Source organism: Pararhizobium sp. PWRC1-1 (assembly GCF_049897905.1).
Classification (GTDB): Bacteria; Pseudomonadota; Alphaproteobacteria; order Rhizobiales; family Rhizobiaceae; genus Pararhizobium.
On record NZ_JAFCXE010000023.1, the window covers coordinates 84,149 to 106,634 of the forward strand.

General features: G+C 56.8%; 18 protein-coding genes and 1 pseudogene. 2 read left to right on the plus strand and 17 right to left on the minus strand.

Annotated elements, in window-relative coordinates; translation table 11 throughout:
- Nucleotides 1–19: 19 nt before the first annotated feature.
- The 4 genes from kdpB to kdpF are packed head-to-tail and all read right to left on the minus strand — an operon-like array spanning nucleotide 20 to nucleotide 4,120.
- The gene (kdpB, locus tag ACP7E0_RS27680; RefSeq protein WP_426129681.1) at nucleotides 20–2,077 is read right to left on the minus strand and encodes a potassium-transporting ATPase subunit KdpB; all 2,058 of its coding nucleotides are present in this window, start codon (nucleotides 2,075–2,077) and stop codon (nucleotides 20–22) included.
- 45 nt (nucleotides 2,078–2,122) lie between these two features.
- A complete protein-coding gene (locus ACP7E0_RS27685) occupies nucleotides 2,123–2,290 on the minus strand; it encodes a hypothetical protein (protein ID WP_162745093.1) in 168 nt (55 codons plus the stop codon).
- Nucleotides 2,291–2,299: 9 nt separating this feature from the next.
- A complete protein-coding gene (gene kdpA, locus ACP7E0_RS27690; RefSeq protein ID WP_426129683.1) occupies nucleotides 2,300–4,003 on the minus strand; it encodes a potassium-transporting ATPase subunit KdpA in 1,704 nt (567 codons plus the stop codon).
- Nucleotides 4,004–4,030: 27 nt separating this feature from the next.
- Nucleotides 4,031–4,120, minus strand: coding sequence for a K(+)-transporting ATPase subunit F (kdpF, locus tag ACP7E0_RS27695; protein WP_037129477.1), 90 nt, complete (start codon nucleotides 4,118–4,120; stop codon nucleotides 4,031–4,033).
- 336 nt (nucleotides 4,121–4,456) lie between these two features.
- Between kdpF and ACP7E0_RS27700 the strand changes: the two are divergent.
- A pseudogene (locus tag ACP7E0_RS27700) lies at nucleotides 4,457–4,669 on the plus strand (SpoVR family protein); the annotation flags it as partial.
- 246 nt (nucleotides 4,670–4,915) lie between these two features.
- On the opposite strand, the gene ACP7E0_RS27705 reads toward ACP7E0_RS27700, so the two are convergent.
- The 8 genes from ACP7E0_RS27705 to ACP7E0_RS27740 all read right to left on the minus strand — a co-directional run bounded on the left by ACP7E0_RS27705 (nucleotide 4,916) and on the right by ACP7E0_RS27740 (nucleotide 14,378).
- A complete protein-coding gene (locus ACP7E0_RS27705) occupies nucleotides 4,916–6,256 on the minus strand; it encodes an anti-phage deoxyguanosine triphosphatase (RefSeq protein WP_426129685.1) in 1,341 nt (446 codons plus the stop codon).
- A gap of 369 nt (nucleotides 6,257–6,625) precedes the next feature.
- Nucleotides 6,626–7,996, minus strand: coding sequence for a ThiF family adenylyltransferase (locus tag ACP7E0_RS27710; protein ID WP_426129687.1), 1,371 nt, complete (start codon nucleotides 7,994–7,996; stop codon nucleotides 6,626–6,628).
- A gap of 2 nt (nucleotides 7,997–7,998) precedes the next feature.
- A complete protein-coding gene (locus tag ACP7E0_RS27715; RefSeq protein ID WP_426129689.1) occupies nucleotides 7,999–8,520 on the minus strand; it encodes a hypothetical protein in 522 nt (173 codons plus the stop codon).
- Entirely contained in the window at nucleotides 8,474–8,959 is a 486-nt protein-coding gene (locus ACP7E0_RS27720; RefSeq protein WP_426129691.1) for a DUF7665 family protein, read from the minus strand. Before ACP7E0_RS27720 ends, ACP7E0_RS27715 begins: the two co-directional genes overlap by 47 nt.
- 1 nt (nucleotide 8,960) lies before the next feature.
- Complete coding sequence (locus tag ACP7E0_RS27725; protein ID WP_426129693.1) at nucleotides 8,961–9,452, minus strand: hypothetical protein; 492 nt, start codon at nucleotides 9,450–9,452, stop codon at nucleotides 8,961–8,963.
- Between the two features lie 73 nt (nucleotides 9,453–9,525).
- Entirely contained in the window at nucleotides 9,526–12,624 is a 3,099-nt protein-coding gene (locus tag ACP7E0_RS27730) for a UvrD-helicase domain-containing protein (RefSeq protein ID WP_426129695.1), read from the minus strand.
- Between the two features lie 240 nt (nucleotides 12,625–12,864).
- Nucleotides 12,865–13,488 carry a hypothetical protein gene (locus ACP7E0_RS27735; protein WP_426129697.1) on the minus strand — a complete coding sequence of 208 codons (624 nt, stop codon included), beginning with the start codon at nucleotides 13,486–13,488 and terminating at the stop codon, nucleotides 12,865–12,867.
- Nucleotides 13,485–14,378, minus strand: coding sequence for a hypothetical protein (locus ACP7E0_RS27740; RefSeq protein WP_426129699.1), 894 nt, complete (start codon nucleotides 14,376–14,378; stop codon nucleotides 13,485–13,487). Before ACP7E0_RS27740 ends, ACP7E0_RS27735 begins: the two co-directional genes overlap by 4 nt.
- 628 nt (nucleotides 14,379–15,006) lie before the next feature.
- Between ACP7E0_RS27740 and ACP7E0_RS27745 the strand changes: the two genes are divergently transcribed.
- Nucleotides 15,007–15,435, plus strand: coding sequence for a hypothetical protein (locus ACP7E0_RS27745; protein ID WP_426129701.1), 429 nt, complete (start codon nucleotides 15,007–15,009; stop codon nucleotides 15,433–15,435).
- 268 nt (nucleotides 15,436–15,703) lie between these two features.
- Here the strand turns inward: ACP7E0_RS27745 and ACP7E0_RS27750 are convergent, their stop codons facing one another.
- From ACP7E0_RS27750 to ACP7E0_RS27770, 5 genes are read right to left on the minus strand one after another with little or no spacing between them, the layout of a single operon-like run.
- Nucleotides 15,704–16,639: a restriction endonuclease gene (locus ACP7E0_RS27750; protein WP_426129703.1), complete on the minus strand. Its 936-nt coding sequence runs from the start codon at nucleotides 16,637–16,639 to the stop codon at nucleotides 15,704–15,706.
- Nucleotides 16,639–17,817 (minus strand): phospholipase D family protein, encoded by a 1,179-nt coding sequence (locus ACP7E0_RS27755; RefSeq protein ID WP_426129705.1) that lies wholly within the window; start codon nucleotides 17,815–17,817, stop codon nucleotides 16,639–16,641. Before ACP7E0_RS27755 ends, ACP7E0_RS27750 begins: the two co-directional genes overlap by 1 nt.
- Before the next feature lies 1 nt (nucleotide 17,818).
- Nucleotides 17,819–19,306, minus strand: a complete 1,488-nt coding sequence (locus ACP7E0_RS27760; protein ID WP_426129707.1) for a hypothetical protein — start codon at nucleotides 19,304–19,306, stop codon at nucleotides 17,819–17,821.
- Entirely contained in the window at nucleotides 19,303–20,973 is a 1,671-nt protein-coding gene (locus tag ACP7E0_RS27765; protein WP_426129708.1) for a restriction endonuclease subunit S, read from the minus strand. Before ACP7E0_RS27765 ends, ACP7E0_RS27760 begins: the two co-directional genes overlap by 4 nt.
- Nucleotides 20,970–22,424 (minus strand): N-6 DNA methylase, encoded by a 1,455-nt coding sequence (locus ACP7E0_RS27770; protein ID WP_426129709.1) that lies wholly within the window; start codon nucleotides 22,422–22,424, stop codon nucleotides 20,970–20,972. Before ACP7E0_RS27770 ends, ACP7E0_RS27765 begins: the two co-directional genes overlap by 4 nt.
- Nucleotides 22,425–22,486: the final 62 nt, after the last annotated feature.

A 22,486-nucleotide genomic window follows, 5' to 3' on the forward strand; every position in this document is an offset into this window, starting at 1 on the left:
TCCTTTAAACGAGACCGTTTTACACAAGGCCAAGGGCGGTGATGGCCATGTCGATGGCCTTGATGCCGATGAACGGCACGATGACGCCGCCGAGGCCATAGATCAGCAGGTTGCGCGATAGAAGAGCGCCGGCGCCGACGGCGCGATAGGTGACGCCGCGCAGCGATAGCGGGATCAGCGCGACGATAACCAGCGCGTTGAAAATGATCGCCGACAGGATGGCGCTTTGCGGCGAGGCAAGGCCCATGATGTTCAGCGCCGAAAGCTGCGGATAGAAGGCCAGGAACATCGCTGGGATGATGGCGAAGTACTTGGCTATATCGTTGGCAATCGAGAATGTCGTCAGCGCACCGCGGGTCATCAGGAGCTGTTTGCCGATCTCGACAATCTCGATTAGCTTGGTCGGGTCGGAATCCAGATCGACCATGTTGCCGGCTTCGCGGGCTGCGACCGTACCGGTGTTCATGGCGACGCCGACATCGGCCTGGGCAAGCGCCGGGGCATCGTTGGTGCCGTCGCCGCACATGGCGACGAGCTTGCCCTTGGCCTGTTCCTCGCGGATCAGCGACAGCTTGTTTTCCGGCGTTGCCTGGGCCAGGAAATCATCGACGCCGGCTTCGGCAGCGATCGCAGCCGCCGTCATCGGGTTGTCGCCGGTGATCATCACCGTGCGGATACCCATGCGGCGTAGTTCGGCGAACCGTTCGCGGATACCGCCCTTGACGATGTCCTTCAGGTGAACGACGCCCATCAGACGGCCGTCGCGAACGACAGCGAGCGGCGTGCCACCGGACTTGGCGATCTCGTCGGCAATGGCCTGGATCTCGCGGACGGTATCCGGGCGGGCCGCCGTGTTCTGGCTGGCGACGTAGCTCAGGACCGCATCCACCGCACCCTTGCGGATCGATGAACCCTCGATGTCGACACCGCTCATGCGGCTCTGCGCCGTAAACGGCACGAAGGTCGCGTGCAGCTGCGCCATGTCACGGGCGCGGATGCCGTATTTCTCCTTGGCCAGCACGACGATGGAGCGGCCTTCCGGCGTCTCATCGGCAAGCGACGCCAGCTGCGCGGCATCGGCAAGGTCCTGCTGCGACACGCCCGAGACCGGGCGAAGCTCGGTTGCCTGGCGGTTGCCGAGCGTGATCGTGCCGGTCTTGTCGAGCAGCAACGTATCGATGTCGCCTGCAGCCTCGACGGCACGGCCGGACATGGCCAGAACGTTGAAGCGCACCAGGCGGTCCATGCCGGCAATGCCGATGGCCGAGAGAAGCGCGCCGATCGTGGTCGGGATCAGCGTCACGAACAGGGCGACGAGTACAATTACAGGGATGGAGCCGCCGGCATAGGTGGCAAAGCTCGGGATCGTTACAACGGCCAGAACGAAGATCAGCGTCATGCCGGCAAGCAGGATGTTGAGGGCGATCTCGTTGGGCGTCTTCTGGCGTTCGGCGCCTTCGACTAGGGCGATCATCCGGTCGATGAAGGTGGAGCCAGCAGCGGCGCTGATGCGCACCCGGATCCAGTCCGACAGAACCTGCGTGCCGCCGGTGACGGCGGAACGGTCGCCGCCGGATTCGCGGATGACGGGCGCCGATTCGCCGGTGATCGCGGCTTCGTTGACGGAGGCAACCCCTTCGATGACTTCGCCATCGGACGGAATGATATCGCCGGCTTCAACGAGAACGATATCACCGACCTTGAGACTTGTACCGGAGACCATCTTGAAGCTTTTGAGATCCGTTCCGGTCAAAAGCTTGGCCTGCGTTTCGGTACGGGTCTTGCGCAGCGATTCAGCCTGCGCCTTGCCCCTACCTTCGGCAACGGCTTCGGCAAAATTGGCAAACAATACCGTGAACCACAGCCAGATATTAAGCTGCAGCGAAAAGCCGAGATCGCTGCCACCGGTCAAGAGATCGCGCAGGAACAGGACGGTTGTCAGCGTCGAGACGACGGCGACGACGAACATCACCGGGTTGCGGGCCAGCGTGCGTGGATCAAGCTTGACGAAAGCCGAGCCTATCGCGGGAATGAGGATGCGAGAGTCCATCAGGCTCGCAGATTTGGACTGGCTCATAAGAGAACTCCAGTTTCTTTTGTGTGTGACATCACGGCGACCGCGTCAGCCGTGGAACAATTCGGTAAAAGCGTGGGCAAGACCGCCAATCACCAGCAGGACCAGCATAAAAGCGATGATGATGCTGGTGGCCTGCGGGGCTGCTGCTCGCGGCGGATCACCGTCGCGAGGGTTGAGGAGCCTTTTGAACTTCTGCTGGAACAAGCGGTTCATGGCGGCACCTTAAAAGGTCTGACCCGAGATCATGGCCAGGTGCTCGACGATCGGCCCGAGCGCCAGCGCCGGGAAGAAGGTGAGACCGCCGACGATCAGGATGACGCCGCACAAAAGACCGACGAAGAGCGGGCCGTGGGTCGGGAACGTCCCTGCCGAAGCCGGTGCCGTCTTCTTAGTCACCAGCGAACCGGCAATGGCGAGCGCCGGGATGATCACCAGGAAACGGCCCATCAGCATGGCGATGCCAAGCGTGATATTGTACCAGGGCGTGTTGCCGGTGAGCCCGCCGAAAGCCGAGCCATTGTTGGCGGCAGCCGAGGTATAGGCATAGAGGATTTCCGAGAAGCCGTGTGGTCCCGGATTTCCGATCGAGGCCACGCCTGTCGGCAACAGGACGGAGACTGCGGTGAAACCGAGCATGGTTGCTGGCAGGATAAGGATGGCAAGGACAGCCATCTTGACTTCCTTGGCCTCGATCTTCTTGCCGAGATATTCCGGCGTGCGGCCCACCATCAGGCCGGCAACGAACACCGTCAGGATGACGAACATCAGGATGCCGTACAAACCGGCGCCAACGCCGCCGATGATGACTTCACCCAGCTCCATGTTGATCAGAGGGATCAGGCCACCCAATGCGGTGAACGAGCCGTGCATGGCATTGACGGCACCACAGGAGGCGGCCGTTGTCACGACTGCGAACAGTGACGACAGGACGATGCCGAACCGGACTTCCTTGCCCTCCATGTTGCCGCCATCAATACCCATGGCGTGAACCAGGGGATTACCGGCAGCTTCGGCCCAATAGGTCACCGCGACACCGGCGAGGAAGAGTACGCCCATCGCGGCGAAGATCGCCCAACCCTGGCGCTGGTTTCCGACCATGCGGCCGAAGACATTGGTGAAGCCTGCACCGATGGCAAAGATCGTCACCATCTGGATGAGGTTGGAGATTGCATCCGGATTTTCAAAAGGATGAGCGGAGTTGACATTGAAGAAGCCGCCGCCATTGGTGCCGAGCATCTTGATTGCCAATTGCGAGGCGACAGGGCCGAGCGCGATGGTCTGCTGCGCGCCCTCGATCGTCGTTGCCGTCACGTAGGCGCCCAGCGTCTGCGGTACGCCGAGATAGACGTAGGCAATCGTCAGCAGGATGCAGATCGGCAGAAGGATATAGAGCGTGGCGCGGGTCATATCGACCCAGAAATTGCCTATCGACTTGCCGGAAGCGCGCGCGAAACCGCGAATGAGCGCAACGGCGATGGCCATGCCGGTCGCAGCTGATGCAAAATTCTGCACCGTCAGACCGGCCATCTGCACGAGATAGGACATCGTGCTTTCGCCACCATAATTCTGCCAGTTGGTGTTGGCGACGAAACTGGTGGCAGTGTTGAACGAAAGCTCAGGCCCGACGGCCGTCATGCCCGCAGGATTGAACGGCAGGAAGCCCTGGAACCGCTGCAGCGCATAGAGAATGGCAAAGCCGGCGAGATTGAACAGGAGCAGGGAGAACACATAACTCGTCCAGTGCTGCTCTTCCTTTTCGCTGGTGCCGGACAGCCGGTAAAGGCCCCGCTCGAGCGGAGCAAAAAGAGGCGACAGCAATGTGCGCTCACCGCCGAAGACGCGCGTCATATAGGCGCCGAGCGGCTTGATGAGCAAAATGACGATCCCGCAGAAGATGAGGATCTGGATCCATCCGTTGAGTGTCATGGCAATAACTTTCCGAACCTGGCGTTGTTAGAAGCGCTCAGGGCGAATGAGGGCGTAGGTCAGATAGGCGAGGAGAAACACGGTCACGCCGGCTCCGAGCACATAATCGACAAACATTTCTCTTAATCCTTCGAATTAGAGACGGTCGCAGGCCCGGGTGTAGGCAAACGACAGCGCGAAAAACAAAACGCCGATCCCGATCAAGACAATATCCATCATCGATCCAGGCTCCTTTTGTTGAATTTCATCTTTCCCTCCTCTTCAAAGGAGGGCAGCGACGCGAAAGAGGCCCCGTTTGATCCTGCGCGACGCAAGATTCGGGGCCTGAATTCCACGCTGACCATCGCCCTGAACCGCATTAGCGTTCGAGACGGCGCGCTAAGGAGAGATATAAAAATCCCATAGGGATTTTGGGGGGATGACTGAGGCGCAAGCGCACTGCCCAGGCTCACCGCCACCCAGCAGGACATCCAGGTTGTTGATGTCGACCTGTTGGGAGACCGGCAGTTGCGGCTTCAGCACCGGATCAAGAGCGGTGTCTTACTGGAGGAAACCAGCCGGGACGCGACGCTTGGCCATGTGCGGCATTTGTGGGGTTATGGCGTCAGCCTTGCGGGTGTGGACGGGCACACGGGTGCTGTGCGGTATGAGTGTTCGACGGGCTGATCGGCGATTGCCTCTGTACGCTTTTCTTTTTCGTCGTTTGCGATTTGAACGCAGAAAAGCCCGCGAACATTTCTGTTCAGCGGGCTTTTTTGTTGTGGGTATCAATTTGGTTGCGGGGGCCTAAGACCACAGAGAATTGTAAGGTATCACTCCCGCGTTGATTTACAGCATAGTGATAAGGTTCCATTTCGTGAAATTGAATGTGTGACATCCATCATTGTTCCGCGCTACGAATCCAGGATCGAACTAAAGCTTATCGAATACAGAACCCATCCTTGGGCTGAAAAGTCTGTCATACGTCCGGAGAAGATGCCCATCGGTCATACCGGCTACGTAATCGCAAATTTGACGTATAGGATCGCCTGCTTCATTGTATCGTCCATATGCATCACTTGGCAGAAACTTCTCTGGGTCTGAACGCATCACCTCAAACACCGCGATCACCATCATTTGACCTTTGAATTCCAGGTGCTGTACGCTTGGGCTGTAGACAACTTCCTCCCGGACCAGATTCTTGATCGTAATTACAAAATCCATAACAGGTGCGGGAAGCACAGCTTGGTACCTAATCCGCGGCTCCGCAAAAATTTCTTTTTCAGAAATGGTGACTGAGGGAATTACCATGTTGAGAACACGGTTGATCTGATGCTTGCGCTCGTTTCCATCGCCAAAAAGACGATCAATAAAGCCTGCATAGACATCATTGCCGTACTGACCCGGATACTCAGAGTTCAGATAGTCTAAAAGCGCCGTGCAGTCTTGCGGCGTTACGTGCTTTTCCAATGCCTCCCGAGTAATAAGACGCAGAGCAAGCACATCCTCCAGATCGTGAATGCCGAAGCTAATGTCGTCTGCCAAATCCATTAAGCTACATGCGAACGATTTGTGCCTCGGTTCTTGATGTTTTCCGGGCACCTCGTTGAACAGTTGGAACTCCGCCCGGTCTGCAGGATCGAACGGATCGAGAAGCCAATCGACCACATCCTGTTCGCAGTCTAGGTAGCACTTCGGCGGTTTTGAGGCTTTTCGATCAAGGATAGGTGTGCCACTGGTATTCTCGAGCAGTGCTGGTCTTTTATTTTGGCCTTTGGCTTTGCCGTAAGATACAGGATATTTCAGCACGCCGAGCATCGTTTCACGCGTAAGATTGGAGCCGGCTGCCTTCGACATCTTCTCAAGTTTCGCGAGAATACGAAGCGTCTGCCCATTACCCTCGAAGCCACCAGCATCTCGCATGCAGTAATTTAGTGCCACCTCGCCGCCATGGCCGAAAGGTGGGTGGCCGAGGTCATGAGTGCAGGCGATCGCCTGCATCATGCTTCGTTCAGGTAGGTAAGCGATTGCCTTGTGACTTGGCAGGTTATGACGAAGCTGGATTGTGAGCCCAACAGCAATCTGCGCAACCTCGAGCGAGTGGGTAAGACGCGTCCTGTAAAAATCGCTGTCGCCGAGGTTTAAGATTTGGGTTTTGCCTTGAAGGCGTCGGAACGACGCTGAATGGATGACCCGCGCATAGTCGACATCCCCGGGTGTACGCGCGTCAAATGATCGCTGTTGCCATGCCTCGCGGCGGTCTCCCCACACCATCTTCGCCTCGAATCATGCAGACCAATTTTATACCATTAAAGGTAGCATAAGAGACTTTGCAAGGTACTTCGGGTCGAGTTACGTAGACCTCCATGAGTTTGCCGTATTTGAAGCTGCGGCCTGTATCTTCCATTGTTCCCGCACTAACGTCAGAAACGTGTTGCAGCTATCGGAAACAGAGAGACTAAAGCTAGTCACTTCCCGATGTCCGCAACGGGTGCACCAAAATTATCCAATGTTTAATACAATGACACTTTTACGAAGCTGAACGTGGCGCACAACGGGTGTTGCTCACGAGTTGCCCCGCTGTTTGAATATTTGTTCATCGAACGATCCGAGTCTCTGAGCTCAGATCGACCCTCTCCACACTTACGTCTGTCGAGCTCTCGTAAAACCAAAGGCATAGGGAATGGTCCGATCTGCGGTAACAACTTCGACGTCCCCCAAGGCCAATGTGGAAGTCGATAGCACTTCGATGGCCGCACCGCCATGCAAGCGGCGCAGAACCTCAGCAATTACGAGGCAGCCTGCAATCAAGCCGACAAAGGGCACTGCGATCGTTCGAGATGCAAGCCGGATCAGCCCGCATTCATCCATACCGGCTGCCGCCAGCGAGGCGTACGCCGGGGCTCTCAGGAAAGACTGGTTCCCCTGACCGATATGCTTGCCCCACATACCGCCAGCACTCCTTGACGCTGGAAACGTGTGGAGGCCAATGCTACAGAACGAGTCCAGCCCAGCTCCTAGACCTGCTTCCACGACAAGGCCGAACCCTGCATTTTCTAGCGCCGCCCGGGCTTCGGCATTGTCTACTCCACAAAGTGCCACGCCTGGCTCCGAAATTGCCTTGCGGGTCCATTCGCCGAACAGCCGCTCGTCGATAACGGTATCAAAGCCCCTTTGATCAAGCCACTCGGCTACGACACGTGCCTTCTTGATCCCTACGTCCCGAGGGAAAGAAAGCAATGACGTACTATGATTGGAAGTGGCGATCCTATCCATGTCCTGCAGCACGAGGTTGGTATTATGACCGTCGTCGTAGTCGAGCGACGCGAGCGACCAGGCAAAGGCCTGACCGAGGTTTCCAAGTCCAATGATCCAAACCGAAGACGGCAGAAACGACAGAGGAGGCTCGTCACAAGCATCGAGCCAATCAGCCATGGGATTCCAGAGCGACATACCGAACGATCGCCGGCCCGCAAGTGGATGTGTTTTCGCATGAAATGCAAAGACCTCCGCCGCGCACGCTGCCGCCGCTAAAACCGGAGCGAGCCCTACGACCCGTTCTTCGGCAAGGCGACCTCCTGACTTCGCCATCGTAACGCCGCCCCGCCAACCTTCCCAGGTCAGCCGCCACTGCGGCATATCGGAAACTATCTCAGCTACATCACCGATAACCGCGGTCGGCCGGTTCGGACTCCCCTCATTGTCGCCAATCAGCTCGCCGCCCAGTTCGATAACCACCTCGCGGAGGTTGCGGCCAGCGAAAAGGGGGGTCACTGCAATAACGTCAGGAAGGCCGATAACATCAACACCTCCGAGAAATGTTCGCGCGGCGAGGTTCACCAACGTCAAAAGTGCGGTCTGTTGTGAAGCTGAGGTAGCGACCGAATGGGACACGCGGACGGAAAGGTTAAAGGACTCCAAGATTGCCATCGCCTCTCCATGACTGGCCGCCTTGCCGTTATCCATGAAATACTTTGCGGTGCGGTGAAGTTCGTCGGCAGAAATCACAGACATGATCAGCTCCACATTCCAGTGTAAAAGAACTGCGCTCGATGGCCACCGGAGTTGTCGGTCCATTGGTGATCGCCGCGGTACTGGTAGATTCCAAGCTCGGACATGTTAATGGGCGCTTGACTGAAGTTCGGAACGATAAGGGCCACATGGCCTGCACGAGCCACCATCGGGTTCGTCTTGTCGGACCAACTCTGCCTTGCTCCACCGGGGTGAGTGTGAATATCGGCGACAACGGTCAGCCTGCGCGTCCGACAGATTGCCCAGAGCCGGGAAAAAGCATCCCCGTATAAAATGCAAACACCGCTCTCATACGCCGAGGCATCGAGGTCATCGTAGTAAATCACATCAACAACATTCCGTTTTTCTCCCGTGATGGTGCCAAGCAGAAAGGCCCCCGCTTCGTGCCGACGTTCACCCCGACGATCGAGTTCGCTGAGAATCTCGTTCCAGCGTTCCGGCGAACAGCGGATGCGATGTCTAGGCGCCACGAATGCCCGAATAATCGCTTTGATGGAAAAGGTCATAAATCTGCTCCAGATATCCAATGATGCCACGCTCGGGGTTCCACAGTCGGCTCGGATGCTCCGTTCGCCAATTGTCGTGCCCTTCGATGGAAAAACGATCACAGGGAATGTAAAGGCATTCGCCATTCCGCCAGTCGGGCCGGAACACCGCGACCACCTGCGATGACCCGGTAGGCCATCCGTCGGCATCCAGCGGCTTTCCGGCCGCTATATTCCATGGCTGCGCGGTAACGGGCGTTTGCCGATACCCGGAACATTCAAACCGAAATCCGTAGGACGTCGGCGCGGTGCCGCACGGCGGGGCCGGCACTGCGATGAGCACATGGGGCCAGGACAGTACTACGACCTTCCACCGATCTTCGAATTCGCCGCACCGGAATTCCGGTGCGGCAAGATCGCGCTCTAGTAATATGCGGTCGGGCGGGATAACGGCGTTCATGTCAGCCCTCGACGCGCTTCTCGGGGACGAGATCGAAGCAGACGGCACAAGTCTGGTTGTCCGTCAGCTCCTGAAGCGTCGTGTCGCTCGAGGGACGCTTTGTCGAATTGCAGAGCTGAAGCACATGCTCAGCCGCGTCCTTCGGATCGATCTTGAACTTGCGGACTGCCCACTCCTTCACGCGGCGAACGCGGGTACCCGGTGAAAAGCGATGTTCGTCGGAGTGCTCAAGGTAGTTGACGGTCGTTGCCACACGACGGCAGCGGGAAACATGAATGCGGACGCCATCCTTGAGTTCGCGCAACACGTCGCCGAGGTTCCCCGACAGCGGTTCTTCCGCGTCGCCAAGGAAAATGTGCGTGTCCTTGTCGAATTCGATGCCTGCCTTGGCCAAGGCCTCATGGAGATCGCGGACTGTCGCGGTGGTGTCGAGGATACCCTCAATCAAATCGCCACGGCCGTGCTCAAGCAGAAACACAGTTATTTTATTCATTTTCGCTTCCTTCATCGGGTCTGAATGACCCTCATAAAGAAAGCGGCCCGAGCCCAGAAAAATGGGGCACGCTTTAGCCTGTACAGCGAAAATAATACGGGCAGTTCGGGCAGTAGCGGCGGTCAGCATTTTCCACGCCAAAATCGCCTGACTCGATACGCGAGATAGTGTTTTGGTACTCGTTCAGATTCTTGCCATCAGCCTTCGCCGAAGCCGGAACTACGTCGCCCGTGGATAAATAGAGTGTCTCGACCTGGATTTGCATTCCAGGGTGGTTGTTCTCCGCGCCGCGTCTCAGGGCGGAATAGATGGGCTTATCGGATTCGGACTTTGTTTTCCGGCCGGTTTTCACCCGTTGAACGCGCAGGATGTTCCCTGTATTCACGACCCGATCCGGCTTAACCGAGACCTGGTTTACTCCGAGCGGCACTGTCCACTCCGGGCGTTGCTCGCTTCCTGGCTCGGATGCGACGATAATCGCCATTCGGCTTATCATTTCGCGCGCAATGTTGAGGTAGTATCCTGCGAAACCATGCGTGACTGGGCCACCGGATTCCCAACTGGTTTCGAGTTGCTTGATGGCTGCGTCGGTACCCACCCGCTGTCCCGATCGAACCTTTTCTTCGATCCAGTTCACCGTCTCGTAAACACAACGATGGAAGGCCACGTACGGTGACTCATCTCTGCCGCCTCGAAGAGCGTCCACGATCTGATAACGATAGCGCCGACCACATTGAAGGTAGATGTCGAGATCATTCACGGGATAGACGTCGGCCCGCGGCAATGGCACAAATGAGTGAGCGCTGCCGGGACTTGAGAAGACTTCTGGTCGACGACTCGAGTTCAATCGCAACGGCGGGAGAAACGCTGATTCACCGGCGGTCCGTGTCTTGTATTTCTCTGCTCGGGTCAGCGAAAGATAGTCCCTCGCGCGGGAGAGTGCGACGAAAAACAGGCATTCCTCCTCTGCCTGATGCCCTTCACGATCCATCGCTAACCTCGCCAAACTTGTTGGCGGAGCATATCGGACGCCACGCCAGGAACTCGGCATGTAGCCGGTCGCCAGTCCGGGCAGATGAACTGCTTCAAACTCAAGGCCTTTGCTGCCGTGGATTGTCATGACACGGACTGCGTCCATATCCGTAGCCTCGGACGAGATCGCCCTGTAAGACGTGTCTTCGTTTAGTGCCTCGATGCGGCGTATTCGAGCCAGAAACTTCTTTCTGCTCTTTTCTCCCTGCGTCGCAAACTCGCCGCACACCTTGAGCAGCTGGTAAATGGCGACCAATTGCTGTTGGGCGGACGGGTTATTGTTACGGAGAAGAGGCTCAAGATAGGTGCTCCTGTCTATCAACCAACTCGTTAGCAAAACCCATGGGGAAGCACTTTCCAAGCCCGCCAGCTCACAGCCTAGCTTGGTTAGCCCACGTGCTCCGGCGCGTGTGATTTCGGCGACCTCACCAGCCCTTCGAAGGGCCTCAAAAATCGCCAGATTGTTGTCCTTTGCCCATCGCACAAGCCGAAGAGAATCCTCTTCGCAGACAGAGTAGTCCTGTAATGCCGCAATGCGTGGCAGTCCAACCGCTCCGTGTTCGGCATCTAACGCGAGGAGTGAGAGCAGGTCTCTGACTTCTTGGCGTTCGAAAAGGTCACCGAGATAAAGCAATGGCACTCCGAGGCCTTCGAGAGCCCCGGTGATCCGAGACAAAGTCAAATGGGATCGCGCCAGGATGACTTGGTCGGCTAAGGCGACACCGCGATTCCTCAAATCAAAAATCTTGTCTTTGATGGCTTCAGCCTCAGCAACAACCGACGGAGTAACCGTCATCGCTACTTCCTGCGGCACCTGTCCGTCGTGGGAGCGGCGTTGCACATTCCAAGTGCTGGACATACCTTTGCCACCACCCATCAATGCCGAGAAAGTTTCGAAGGTGCGGACGACAGGGCGGAGGGATCGGTAGTTGTTCGCAAGTGCCTTTTGCGTTCCCCCAAAATCGCTGACAAACCTTGCTACGTTGCTGGGTTCGGCACCGCGAAACCTGTAAATCGACTGCCGACCGTCAGCGACCACCCAGAGATTTGCACCGACTTCGCGAATTGCACGGAGCATCTCGGCGCTGGCGAAATTGACGTCCTGATATTCGTCCACCAAGACCTGCGAGAAGCCAGCAATGTAAGCTGTCACGGCCGGATTATTGCGGATTAGGTCGTTCGCCAACCTTACGCAGTCGCCGAAATCAACCGTATCGCTTTCGATCAGACACTCCTCGTAAATCCTGTATATCTCCGCGATCTCGAGCGATTTTTCCGCTCTCTCAATCTCTTCGTTATTAACAGCCGCGCGCAAATCTTTAGTTGCGGCCGCTGCCAACTGCTCATGTGTGACAAGTTCATCCTTGCAGCGTGAAATGACTTTCAGGACCTGCGCGAGTTCATAAGCGGGTTCATAGAGGTTTTGATAGTACTTGAGGGGCAACCGTTCCAGATTGTCTTCAAGGATAGCCAGCGATGCGGCCTGATCAACAACGCGGACCTTGGTTGTCCGCCCGAGCTGGCCCGGCCATTTCATTATCAACTCGAGACCAAACGCGTGAAATGTTCCTACCCACATTTCTATTGAAGCATCCGCATTCATCGCAGAAAGGCGCTCCCGCATCTCACCCGCGGCTTTGTTGGAAAACGTTAGAGCCAGGATTTCGCCCGAAGAAGTATCTTTAGCAAGAAGATGCTCGATTCGATGGATGAGCGTGCGGGTCTTGCCCGTCCCTGGGCCTGCATCTACCAACAACGGCCCTCCGCTCCAGGTCGCGGCTAGTCGTTGGCTTTCGTCAAGTTCGATTTTGGGACCTGACTGCACCGGCGCCATAAATATCGGGAGCGGCGGAAGCATCAACGCTCGAACCATTTGGTTCAAGACCAGGTTAAAAGGCAACTCGAGTTCCTCAGCGATTTCCGATGGTCGCCTGCCTCCTAGATATTTATCCCTCAGCCAATCTGCTGGACAAAGGAATTCGCCTGCAAAGATGTCGGCCTGCTGTTCCTTTCTTTCTCGAGGTGAGTACCCTTCAACTCGACCAGCACCACTGTCCACGGGATCGCCGCCAAGGCCACGGGCGGATACCGTTACCTCGCTGTGGGGATCGTTGTGCAGGTGAGAAGTGGCCGATCTCATGAGCGATCACCACGCGCTCGTCGATCGGCGTCTGCCCGAGCGAAAGGTTAACCAAAAGGGATGACCGATCGAGGGAACCAAGCGTGCCCTTCCCCAAATCGATGTAGCGTACTTCCAGGTCATCTTTTTCAAGGGCTGCAGCTATGATCGAGACAGCACGTCTGTCACCGCCGTTTTTTTCGAGAGCCTGCCGGTGACATTCCCGCGCCTTTCGCCTGACATCGGTCCAACTATCCATAATCAGATTTCCCCCATCCAATACTTCTTGCGCTCAGAGGACATGTTACTGCCGGCAATGACCTCCTCATAACTGCGGCGCGGTATGATCGGCGGACCTGACGATTTGGCATGCTGAAATTTTGGATTGTTAAAGGCGTGGTAGTAGGCACTTTGAAATGCCGCTTCCGAGATTCCTAAAAAGCCACGAACTGCATCAACAAGTACCCGACCGACAGGTTCAGTCATCCAGCCGTTAAACAGGTCGGCGAGCACATCGCGGCCAATATTCAATTCCTTAGCGACCACGTGAACCTTTTGGCCGCGGCTCTCCAATATTTCATGAAATCCGGCAGCTCCTTTGACCTCCGGGGCGGTCACCTGTGTTTCACTTAAAAAGAGAGCGTTCAGAACGCGGCTATGTGCTCTCGCCATCATGGTTTTGCTGATCGCGATTTCCGCCGGCCTTCCAAGGGAATCGGCGGCGTTCCAATCGAGGCTGATCGCGGCATGAATCCGGATATCCTCCGCAAACTGTGGATAGCGTTCCGTCCACTCGATGATCTGCTCCGCAGTTGGGCGCGGACATGCGAGGTGAAACTCATACAAAGCGCGATCTCGGTCATGTTCTCGGGGTGATTTGGTCATTTTCTTGCTCCACTCGAGGCGCTCTCAAGTAATGTAACATCGCTATGTCTGGAGAGTTGTTCCTGTACTTCGGCTATCCAATCCCCGATAGTTTTTCGATCGACGCCAAGCGCCCTGGCTATGGAAGGTCCTTTGATCGAATGGATCGGAATGCGATCCATATGGAGATAGAACGCAAGACGCTTTCTCTCGTCAGTGACGGATGAAAGTATCCTGGCGTTATCGATCGTTTCTTCTAAGACTTTCACACCATCGAACACGTCCGTTTCGCGAATCGTGCCAGCTTGAAAATCAAGGTCATCGCCGTTGGAATCGTCGGCCTGCCCAGTACGACAATCCGCACGAATGCTCGCTTTGCTGCCGCCGAGGTCGTGGTCTGCATGGCCGCTTCCGGCATCTGGCTCGGAAGGCGGTTGAACTTGCCCGACCTCCAACGGACCGTCCCCCGCCGGGGATTCTGGCTCAGCGTCAGCTTCACCTACCGTCCAAGCTTTTTCCTCAGTAGGAATACGAGAGTGTCTGAACTCTGTTGCTATGGCGTCTTTGATACGGAAGGTCACCCGCGCCGAGAATGCGACCCTCAGTGCTTTGCCATCAGCCGAAGCGGGATTGAAAAGCGCGGCAATAAGGTCTGCGTGGACGCGCTCGATGATGTCGCGGCCTTCATTGGGGTGATTGAAGCCCACCCTCTTCCGTAGCATCCACATCAACGCATCCGAAATCCGGGAGGCCAGCGCCTCGCGCACCCGCCGGTCCGTCTTCGGCCCAAGGTCTTGCAATGCGGCGACCAGCACCTCAAGCTTGTAGTCGCGGAGGCGATTTTTTGCGAACGCCTCACGCCAAACTTCGAGATCACTGGATGACGGAACAGGGTCATCCCTTACATTCATTTCGTTATCTCCGGCGTCGTTAAAGGTTTCTCCCTAAAAGACAGCGACCCGAGCGCAAAAAAATGGGAACCGTTCAAAGCGTGGGTTGGGAACTACACGTAAATGCCTCATCCCGACCCGTTGGTTAGATTACCTGATTCTAAAAAAACAACCTATAGATGTTATGGCACATTTCATTGTTAGAAGTCAGCACTTACCGAATACTGTCTAATGCCTTAGGAGCTGGGTTGTGGTCCGCAAAACAACCGTCAAGGGAGGCATCAATGCCAGTACTGGATTTTACGGAGATACCTGAGGCCCATCTGGCGACCGGCCGCCAAGATACCTTCGAACTATTTGCCCGAGATTTTTTAATTTTGCTGGATACGAGATCGCTGCGGACCCAGACCGGGGAGCTGACGGCGGTAGCGATATCACGCTCATTGAGAAGCGAACCGGAGTTGGCGGCGAGACCGCAGTCCGGTGGTTAGTCAGTTGCAAACATAAGGCATTCAGCGGGAAATCCGTATCACCGGTAGACGACAGCAATATTTCTGATCGCGTTCGGGCAAAAAGGTGTGACGGATTTATTGGATTTTATTCGACATTGGCCAGCTCGGGCCTGAGCAACATGCTGTTAGGGCTAGGCATGTCGTTTCAGGTTTTTGATCGCGAAAAGATTGAGGGTGCGCTGTTGCATTCGTCCCGCGGTTTAGAGTTAGCCCGACGCTATTTTCCCCGGTCGATCCAAGTCTGGGGCAACGATAACCCGATACCGGCGCAACTGTTCAAAGAGCAACCGAATCTTTGTTGCGCGGTTTGCGGCACCAACCTTCTCGAGAAACCGGACAAGGGAATAATATCTCTCTGGCAGAAGATGCGCGATAGAGGACCTCGGGAACACGATGCCTTTGAACAAATCCACTTCACCTGCTTCGGCCATTGCGACGAGGTCTTGAAGACGCGGCTTCGGGGAAGCAGGCTAATCGACGGATGGGAGGATATCCAAGATATTTCGATCCCAACCGTCTATATTCGGTGGATCATGTCCGTATTGAACAGCTACGCTCTGGTGTGACGTACTCAGACCAAGCATTTGAAAGTTTGAAAGAGTTATTGCTTCAATTGTTTCCGTATGTCGCGCGGCATCCGACGGCGACGGAACGGGAACGGCTTATGGTTCTTGGTACAATCCCGAATTGGATGGGTGGTTTGGGCTACTCAGATTAGGGCAAGACTGCCGGTTGCGGCCAGAATCTAGTTGATCCTTGGGCGCTGCCGACACTTCTCTATTTCATCGACAGATGCGGAAATAATTTCCGCATCTGTCAGCTACGCCGGCAACATCATTCCTCGACGAAGAAATCCTCGTCCAGCCGCTTCACCTCCACAGTTCGGGCAATGCGAACGCCCACGCCACGCTCGATCATCAGGTCGGCCAGTCGGTCACCATCAATGAGGACGATGCGCTGCGGCAGATGGCGAACGAAGTCGATAGCTGGGGCCGAGAAGCTGGACGTGGTGACGAAGACACCCTTGGCTGCACCGACGCCGACGAGACTTCCCAGAAACCCCTGCACCTCAGGACGGCCGACGCTGACATGAGACGCGTAGCGCTTGGCCTGCACATAGATGCGGTCGAGGCCGAGGCGGTCCTCGTCTATCACACCATCTATGCCGCCATCGCCCGATTTGCCCAACCGGCGCGCGGCATTTTCATGGCTGCCGCCATACCCCATGCCGACGAGAAGATCGACGATGGCGCGCTCGAAGAAGGCCGGGCTCTGCGCCAGAATGCGTTGCAACAGGTCCGCCTTCAGGGCCTGGTGCAGCACGGCCTGCGCAGCATCGATCTGTTCCTCTGGCGTTGCGGATGTGGAGGCATCGATGGTTTCACCGGCGGCGGCTAAGGCCGCATCCGTGCTGCCGGTGCCCGACGTGCTGGAGGTGTAGAATTCCGCAAAGGCCGGATAGGTTTTCAGCGTGTCCACGTTGATGCCAGCGGGATTGGTGGCGAGCAGCACCCTGCCCGCCGGGCTTGCCACGAAGCGGCCGCGCGCCGGGCTGTCGATCAGGCCGGCCTTGGTCATATAGAACTTTGCCCAATGGATGCGGTTGTGGAAAATGCGCTGACGACCGCTCGGCAGCATCTCCTCCCGCTCCGCTACGGACAAGCCGAGCTGGTCGGCCAGCTTTTCCGCTGCATCCGGCACACGGGTTTCGCCATTGGCGGCGAGCCGCAGGACGGGGAGCATCAGGGACTGGTAATCGGGAATTGCCATCAGTTTTTCGCCCATTCGGTCGGCAAAGTCGGCCACCCAATCCTATCAAGCTCGTCTTGCGGCAACCTACCGTGCCGATCCAGGGCAAGTTGAAGCCGTTCGGTCAACCACTTCTGCCCCTGCGAGGAAAGCTGCACAGCTGCCTGCTGTCTGTAAGCATTGTAAGGATTGGTGTTGCCCTCACTTGACGCATAATTTCGCTGAGTCGAGATGAACGCGTCGTGGCCCAACTCTTTCATCAAGGCATTCAAGGAAACACCGTTTGCCATGGTGCCGGCAACAAACTCAGCGTGATGCACCCGGATGTATCGCGGCCATGCATCCTTCCATCCGCGCGCCTCGATTTCGGCGGCAGATGCATCGTCTCGCCCAGGCACGTATTTCATGCCGATGGCGCGGCCGAATATGATGATGTCCCTCGGGTCGTGTGTGAGGCGGCTGATAAACATCAAGGCGCCGTTCTTGACGGCAGTCGGTCGCTTGTTCGCTGGGTAGGTCAGAGCCCAGTGGCAAAGCGCGCTCTCCACCTCATCTCGCACCAAGAACGACAAAGAAACTCGGTTGCTGCCTTCCCCAAGAAATTTCACATAGGCTTGCTCAGGCTCGATGACACCTAAAGCCCGTGGAGAGTTGAGCACGTCAGTTCCCGTTGCTCCAAAATCACCCAAGCTCTCCTTAGAGTCATAGGGCGCTCCCCTAGCCAAATGGTTTGCAACCGTCCGCTCCCAGTCGTCCAGCTGATGAACGGTCAAGTTCGGCCCCCCGCATGCCCACAGCTTTTCAAAATAAGCTTCGGATGCGGAAATGATTTCTGGATCATCGGACACAACTCCGAACTCGTGATTTCTCAACAACGCCGCCTCCGTGAGATTGGCGGAAGTGACAATGGCGCGCCGTTGCCCGAAAACATAAACCTTGGCGTGAAGGTTCCTAATTCCGCGTACCTGTGCGCCCGCTGCAAGCAAGTTCCTCAGCGCGCTGATATCGCTGACGCCATCCGCAAAATCTACGAGATTAAACCTGGTGATTGCACGCATCGCTTTAGGCGCATGTGACAGAAGCCGCTCGATGGCACGACGCTTAATAAACGGAGAGATCACGCGAAGATTATCAGACTCGAGCACGAGACCTTCGGCCAGTTCCTTAGTCCATCCTTCGTCCACAAGACGCGAGCTCATGCTACTGCTCCTCGATCCCACGCACCACGTTCAGCAATCTCCGGAACTCTTCATTGTCCGCATCGCCCTTCCAGAAATTGATGAACTGGCAGACGACCTGGAGATTGCCGTCCTCGTAGTGGCCGTTGCTGTCTTTCCGGTCCAGAGATGGGAGGAGGTTCTTGTCATCGTGCTGACCTTGAAACTGTAATGGAATGCCTGTCAGTGCGCATCTGTGGTCCTGTTGCGCCAAAAGCTGACGGATCAAAGCTTCAAGCTGCTGCGCGGTCATGCGCAGCTCTTTGTTTTTCAGGACACGCTGAACAAGTTGCCCGTTAGCGTTCTTAACCGTGTTCTCGACGGACATCCGCATTGCCACGATGGACTTTTCGAGCGCGCCCAGTACCCGTCCGTCATCCTTCGAACCGGCAGCAGCCGTTAAGTCGCCCTCAGACTCCATCTCGATCAATGTCGAAAACATCCAGCAGAACGAGTGAGCGTCTATGAGACGAACGGACTTCAAGCCTGCTTCCTGCGCAATCAGCGGTCGCATCTGCTGGAGTAGGGCGAGAAAGGCGCTGTAATTTTCCCAGCTGCACTGGCGCAGCGTCGAGAAATCGACGCCCATTTCCCGGAACAAGCGGTCAAAGCCGGTCGGCTGGATCGGCGTGAACCGATCAATGTCCTTCAGGAAATACAGGTAAGCTAGTAGGGGGTACTTGCCTCCCGTGATGGCGCTCAGTTCCTCGAAGAGCTCGCCCTCATCAGCGCCACCGACATAAAGCGCATAGAGCAGTCGCTCGACTTCCTTACGGAGTTTTGGGTTCGTCTGCGCCTCGATGAACACGCGGTGATTGCGGTTGGCGTGACCATAGCGGTTCTGCCAGAAGACGAGGTTGTTCGTCAGGTTGCGACGGTTGTCCTGGATTTCAATGGCGTCGATCACATGGCGAAGAATCGTGCCAGAACCGATCGTCGCTTCCGCCCAGGTGTCCAAAGCCAGGATCGTCAAGGCGTAGTGCCGGAGCTTCGGCTTGTAATCCTCCCAGCTCGCCGCCAACCCCTCCTCAAAATTGGTGAAGGGATGTCCTTTGGTTCGAGCAGTGACGAGCCGCTGGAAGCGCTGGTACAGCATGCTGAAGTTCGCAGGGAGGTTTGAACCAGCCGCAGCACCGGATGACTGCGGTGCCTGATTGGTGGAAGCTGCATACCAATCGAGGAAGCCGTTCAGGGCCCCTTCCGTCGCGATCTCGACCCGCAGGGTGGAAGCACTCGCCAGTGGAGCAAGAGCACCGTTGAGATTGGAGTTTTTGGCATAGCCGATCAGCCGCACGCCATCCATGTCAGGCGGAGCCGGCGGCTCAAACCATAAGGTCGTCTGCGCAAGTGTACGATGAAGCGCAAGAACTCGGCCCGCCGGCGTCTTGAAACCGATCACGTAGTCGGTCGCCGTCTTTGCAGGCGCTCCAAATCTGGCCCGGACGATTTGTTCGGCTGCGGGCACGCTCATTCCGCAGCCTCCTGAAGCACCTCGGCATCCACCGGTGCCAGCGCCTCGGCCAGCAGCGCGTCGAGCAGTTTTTTTCGCGTCTCGTCGGCGCTGGTCAGGCTGGCTTCCAACTGGTCGCACAGCGCCATGAGTTCACCGGCCTTCGCGACGATGCGGTGTTGTTCGGCGAGCGGTGGGAGAGGAATAATGGTTTCGTTTATCTGTTGGGCACTCAGATTTGGGATAGCGGTACCAAATGAGATGCTGAGATTCCTGGCAACAATCGTCTCAAAGAAGAAGCGTAGAAAGTTCACGCTTACTAAGAAAACTTCGATTCGCCCTACGCGCTGATTCAAAAGGAGCGGGGTCCCCGTCTTGTTGAAGGCTGTTTTGCCAGTCGTAGCGCCGGACATAGCAATCAGCAATGCGTCTGGTGGAATCCACACCTCAGCACCGACTGTCTTTGCGACTGTTTCGGAAACACGCACCGCCCTAGAAAGAGTGACGTCTCCGTCTTGAAGGTCACCTATACGAATAACGGGCACCCCGGCCGACTGAAAATCTCCGCTCTTAAACGCGAACCCGTTCCAGAGCTTTATTACCTCAGCCATTCGTACCCATTGCCAACCTAAAGGAAGTTCGAAATCGATCTCACTGTCTTCGATTGATGTTAGTGGCTTCTGTTCCCGAAGTGTACCTTGTGTAACTCGCCGTGCCTTTTCCTTCGCAATCCGCCTCAACAGCTCCTCCGCCGGCTCATCCGCCGGGTCCTGGGCCACTAGCTTGCCGCGGACGGCGAGGTTGAGGATGGTCTGGCGCAGCTGTTTGATCTGGTCCGGCCGGGCGGTGAGTGCTGGCAGGGCATCCAGAGCAAAGCGGGCGTCGTCGGGGAAGGTCTCCGGTTCGGGGGTGTTGAGGCGGGCAAGGCTTGCCGCCGCCAGTCGGTCCCGCTTCGTCTCCCGCTTCGTTCGCGCCGCTTCCAGCGTGTCGCACAGCGCCAGCAGTTCATCGACCTGCGCGACAATCCGGTGTTGTTCGGCGAGAGGTGGCAAGGGAACCAAAAAGTCCGAGTAGTCGGAGCCTTCGAGGCGACATGTGCCATGACTTGAATATTGCACTTTGGCCAAAATCTGCGGCTTCAATCCCTTGAGGGCTCGAAGAAGGTACTCAACCATCTCACCATTGTGGGGGGTTAGCGCCTTCATATCCTGGTTGATCGTAACCACTGAATGGTTGATTGCCACAGGGAAACTGTGGGCCAGGATCATACCTCTTACCACGAACAATAGACTTCCTTGATCGATCAGGTTGACCGCTGATTCTCGTACCGCCTTGTCAGTAATCGTCATTTGCGAGGCAGATATGTAGTCCACCTTCATGTCTTTTGGGGACACCCATGGAATGTTACCACCCCAGAATTCGTTATTGCTTTTTGATGGAGTGCCGCCCCCTTTCAAGCTTCCGAGAGAGGACAACCTCGACCACATCCAAGAGCGCGGAAGGTCAAAAGGTCGTGGCAGCGTGCCAGGCAAATCTCGATCGAACCCCAACGCAGGCCCGTCCGCCGACTCCTGCGGCACCAGCTTCCCCCGCACCGCCAGATCGAGGATAAACCGCCGCAGCCGGGCAATCGCATTCGGGGCATCGGCAATCTGTTCGTAATGCTGCAACAGGCGCTCGGCATTCATCGGGCCAGCGCCTCGGCCAGAATGCTCTTCAGCTGATCGCGTAGGCGGGCTGCACTGGTTTCGGCAGCCGTCAGCTCTTCCAGCAACGTCTCCGGGTCGCCATGGTCATCGGCCACGGTGTGTGGGTTCTTGAAATCCAGATTGTAGCCGCGCGCCCTCACCTCTTCCAGGGTCACGCGCCAGGCCTGCGGGCCTTCCTCGCGGTCCTTACGCGCCTTGCCACCCCACCAGTCGACGCAATCGCGCAGATGCTCCTGCCGGATCGGCTTGGTCATGGAATAGGCCTTTTGGCCCTCCGGCACGTGGTGTTCCCAATACCAGATGTCCCTGGTCGGCGTGCCTTTTTCAAAGAACAGCAGGTTGGTGCCGATCGAGGCATAGGGCTTGAAGACGGAATTGGGCAGGCGGACGATGGTGTGGAGGTTGCACTCCTCCAGCAGATGTTCCTTCAGCCGTGTCTTGATGCCTTCGCCAAACAGCGAGCCATCCGGCAGAACGACGGCCGCGCGGCCGCCATCTTTCAAGAGGCGCACGATGAGCGCCAGAAACAGGTCTGCGGTTTCCTTGGTGCGGAAGGTCGGGAAGTTGTTTTCGATGCCGTCTTCCTCGCGCCCGCCAAAGGGCGGGTTCGTCAGCACGATATCGACGCGCTCATCCTTGCCCCAGGAAATCAGCGGGCGGGCCAGCGTGTTGTCATGACGCACGAAGCTCGGGTCCTCGATGCCATGCAGCAGCATGTTGGTGACGCAGAGCATATGCGGCAGCGGCTTCTTTTCCACGGCGCGCAAGCCGGCCTGCATCTTTTCCCGCTGGTCCGGCGTGCGCACATGGTGTTTTTCCATATGGCGGATGGCACAGGTCAGGAACCCGCCGGTGCCACAGGCGGGATCGAACAGGGTTTCGCCAGGTTTCGGGTCGATGCGATCGACCATGAAGGCGGTCAGCGCGCGGGGGGTATAATATTCTCCCGCATTGCCGGCCGATTGCAGGTCGTTCAAAATCTGCTCATAGATTTCGCCGAAATGCTGGCGTTCCGTCAGGCTGTTGAAATCGACATCGCTGATCTTGTTGACCACCTGGCGGATCAGCTGTCCTGACTTCATATAGTTATAGGCATCCTCGAAGAGATCACGCACCACGCGGCGGCGATCCCCCGGCTTCGCCGAGACCGGCACCGTCTTCAGCGCCGGGAACAGCTCCAGGTTGACGAAGTTCATCAGCGCCTCGCCGGTGATGCCTTCCGGGTCTGCCGCCCAGTTACGCCACTGAAAATTCTCTGGGATCGGCGAGACGTAGTTGTCGTGTGTCAGCTCCAGTTCCTGGTCTTGATCATCCATGATCTTCAGGAAAAACATCCAGCAGAGCTGGCTGATGCGCTGAGCATCGCCATCGACGCCGGCATCCTGGCGCATAATATCCTGGATGGATTTGACGGTGTTACGGACTGACATTTCGATTCTCTCTTGTGGCTCTGGATACCGGTCGCGACAGATACACTCTCAACGGAGAGGCC

Excerpts from the sequence above, each read along its gene's own strand:
- kdpB (WP_426129681.1), bottom strand. The coding sequence starts at position 2,077 with ATGAGCCAGTCCAAATCTGCGAGCCTGATGGACTCTCGCATCCTCATT.
- ACP7E0_RS27685 (WP_162745093.1), bottom strand. The coding sequence starts at position 2,290 with ATGAACCGCTTGTTCCAGCAGAAGTTCAAAAGGCTCCTCAACCCTCGC.
- kdpA (WP_426129683.1), bottom strand. The coding sequence starts at position 4,003 with ATGACACTCAACGGATGGATCCAGATCCTCATCTTCTGCGGGATCGTC.
- kdpF (WP_037129477.1), bottom strand. The coding sequence starts at position 4,120 with ATGTTTGTCGATTATGTGCTCGGAGCCGGCGTGACCGTGTTTCTCCTC.
- ACP7E0_RS27705 (WP_426129685.1), bottom strand. The coding sequence starts at position 6,256 with ATGGTGTGGGGAGACCGCCGCGAGGCATGGCAACAGCGATCATTTGAC.
- ACP7E0_RS27710 (WP_426129687.1), bottom strand. The coding sequence starts at position 7,996 with ATGTCTGTGATTTCTGCCGACGAACTTCACCGCACCGCAAAGTATTTC.
- ACP7E0_RS27715 (WP_426129689.1), bottom strand. The coding sequence starts at position 8,520 with ATGACCTTTTCCATCAAAGCGATTATTCGGGCATTCGTGGCGCCTAGA.
- ACP7E0_RS27720 (WP_426129691.1), bottom strand. The coding sequence starts at position 8,959 with ATGAACGCCGTTATCCCGCCCGACCGCATATTACTAGAGCGCGATCTT.
- ACP7E0_RS27725 (WP_426129693.1), bottom strand. The coding sequence starts at position 9,452 with ATGAATAAAATAACTGTGTTTCTGCTTGAGCACGGCCGTGGCGATTTG.
- ACP7E0_RS27730 (WP_426129695.1), bottom strand. The coding sequence starts at position 12,624 with ATGAGATCGGCCACTTCTCACCTGCACAACGATCCCCACAGCGAGGTA.
- ACP7E0_RS27735 (WP_426129697.1), bottom strand. The coding sequence starts at position 13,488 with ATGACCAAATCACCCCGAGAACATGACCGAGATCGCGCTTTGTATGAG.
- ACP7E0_RS27740 (WP_426129699.1), bottom strand. The coding sequence starts at position 14,378 with ATGAATGTAAGGGATGACCCTGTTCCGTCATCCAGTGATCTCGAAGTT.
- ACP7E0_RS27745 (WP_426129701.1), top strand. The coding sequence starts at position 15,007 with ATGTCGTTTCAGGTTTTTGATCGCGAAAAGATTGAGGGTGCGCTGTTG.
- ACP7E0_RS27750 (WP_426129703.1), bottom strand. The coding sequence starts at position 16,639 with ATGGCAATTCCCGATTACCAGTCCCTGATGCTCCCCGTCCTGCGGCTC.
- ACP7E0_RS27755 (WP_426129705.1), bottom strand. The coding sequence starts at position 17,817 with ATGAGCTCGCGTCTTGTGGACGAAGGATGGACTAAGGAACTGGCCGAA.
- ACP7E0_RS27760 (WP_426129707.1), bottom strand. The coding sequence starts at position 19,306 with ATGAGCGTGCCCGCAGCCGAACAAATCGTCCGGGCCAGATTTGGAGCG.
- ACP7E0_RS27765 (WP_426129708.1), bottom strand. The coding sequence starts at position 20,973 with ATGAATGCCGAGCGCCTGTTGCAGCATTACGAACAGATTGCCGATGCC.
- ACP7E0_RS27770 (WP_426129709.1), bottom strand. The coding sequence starts at position 22,424 with ATGTCAGTCCGTAACACCGTCAAATCCATCCAGGATATTATGCGCCAG.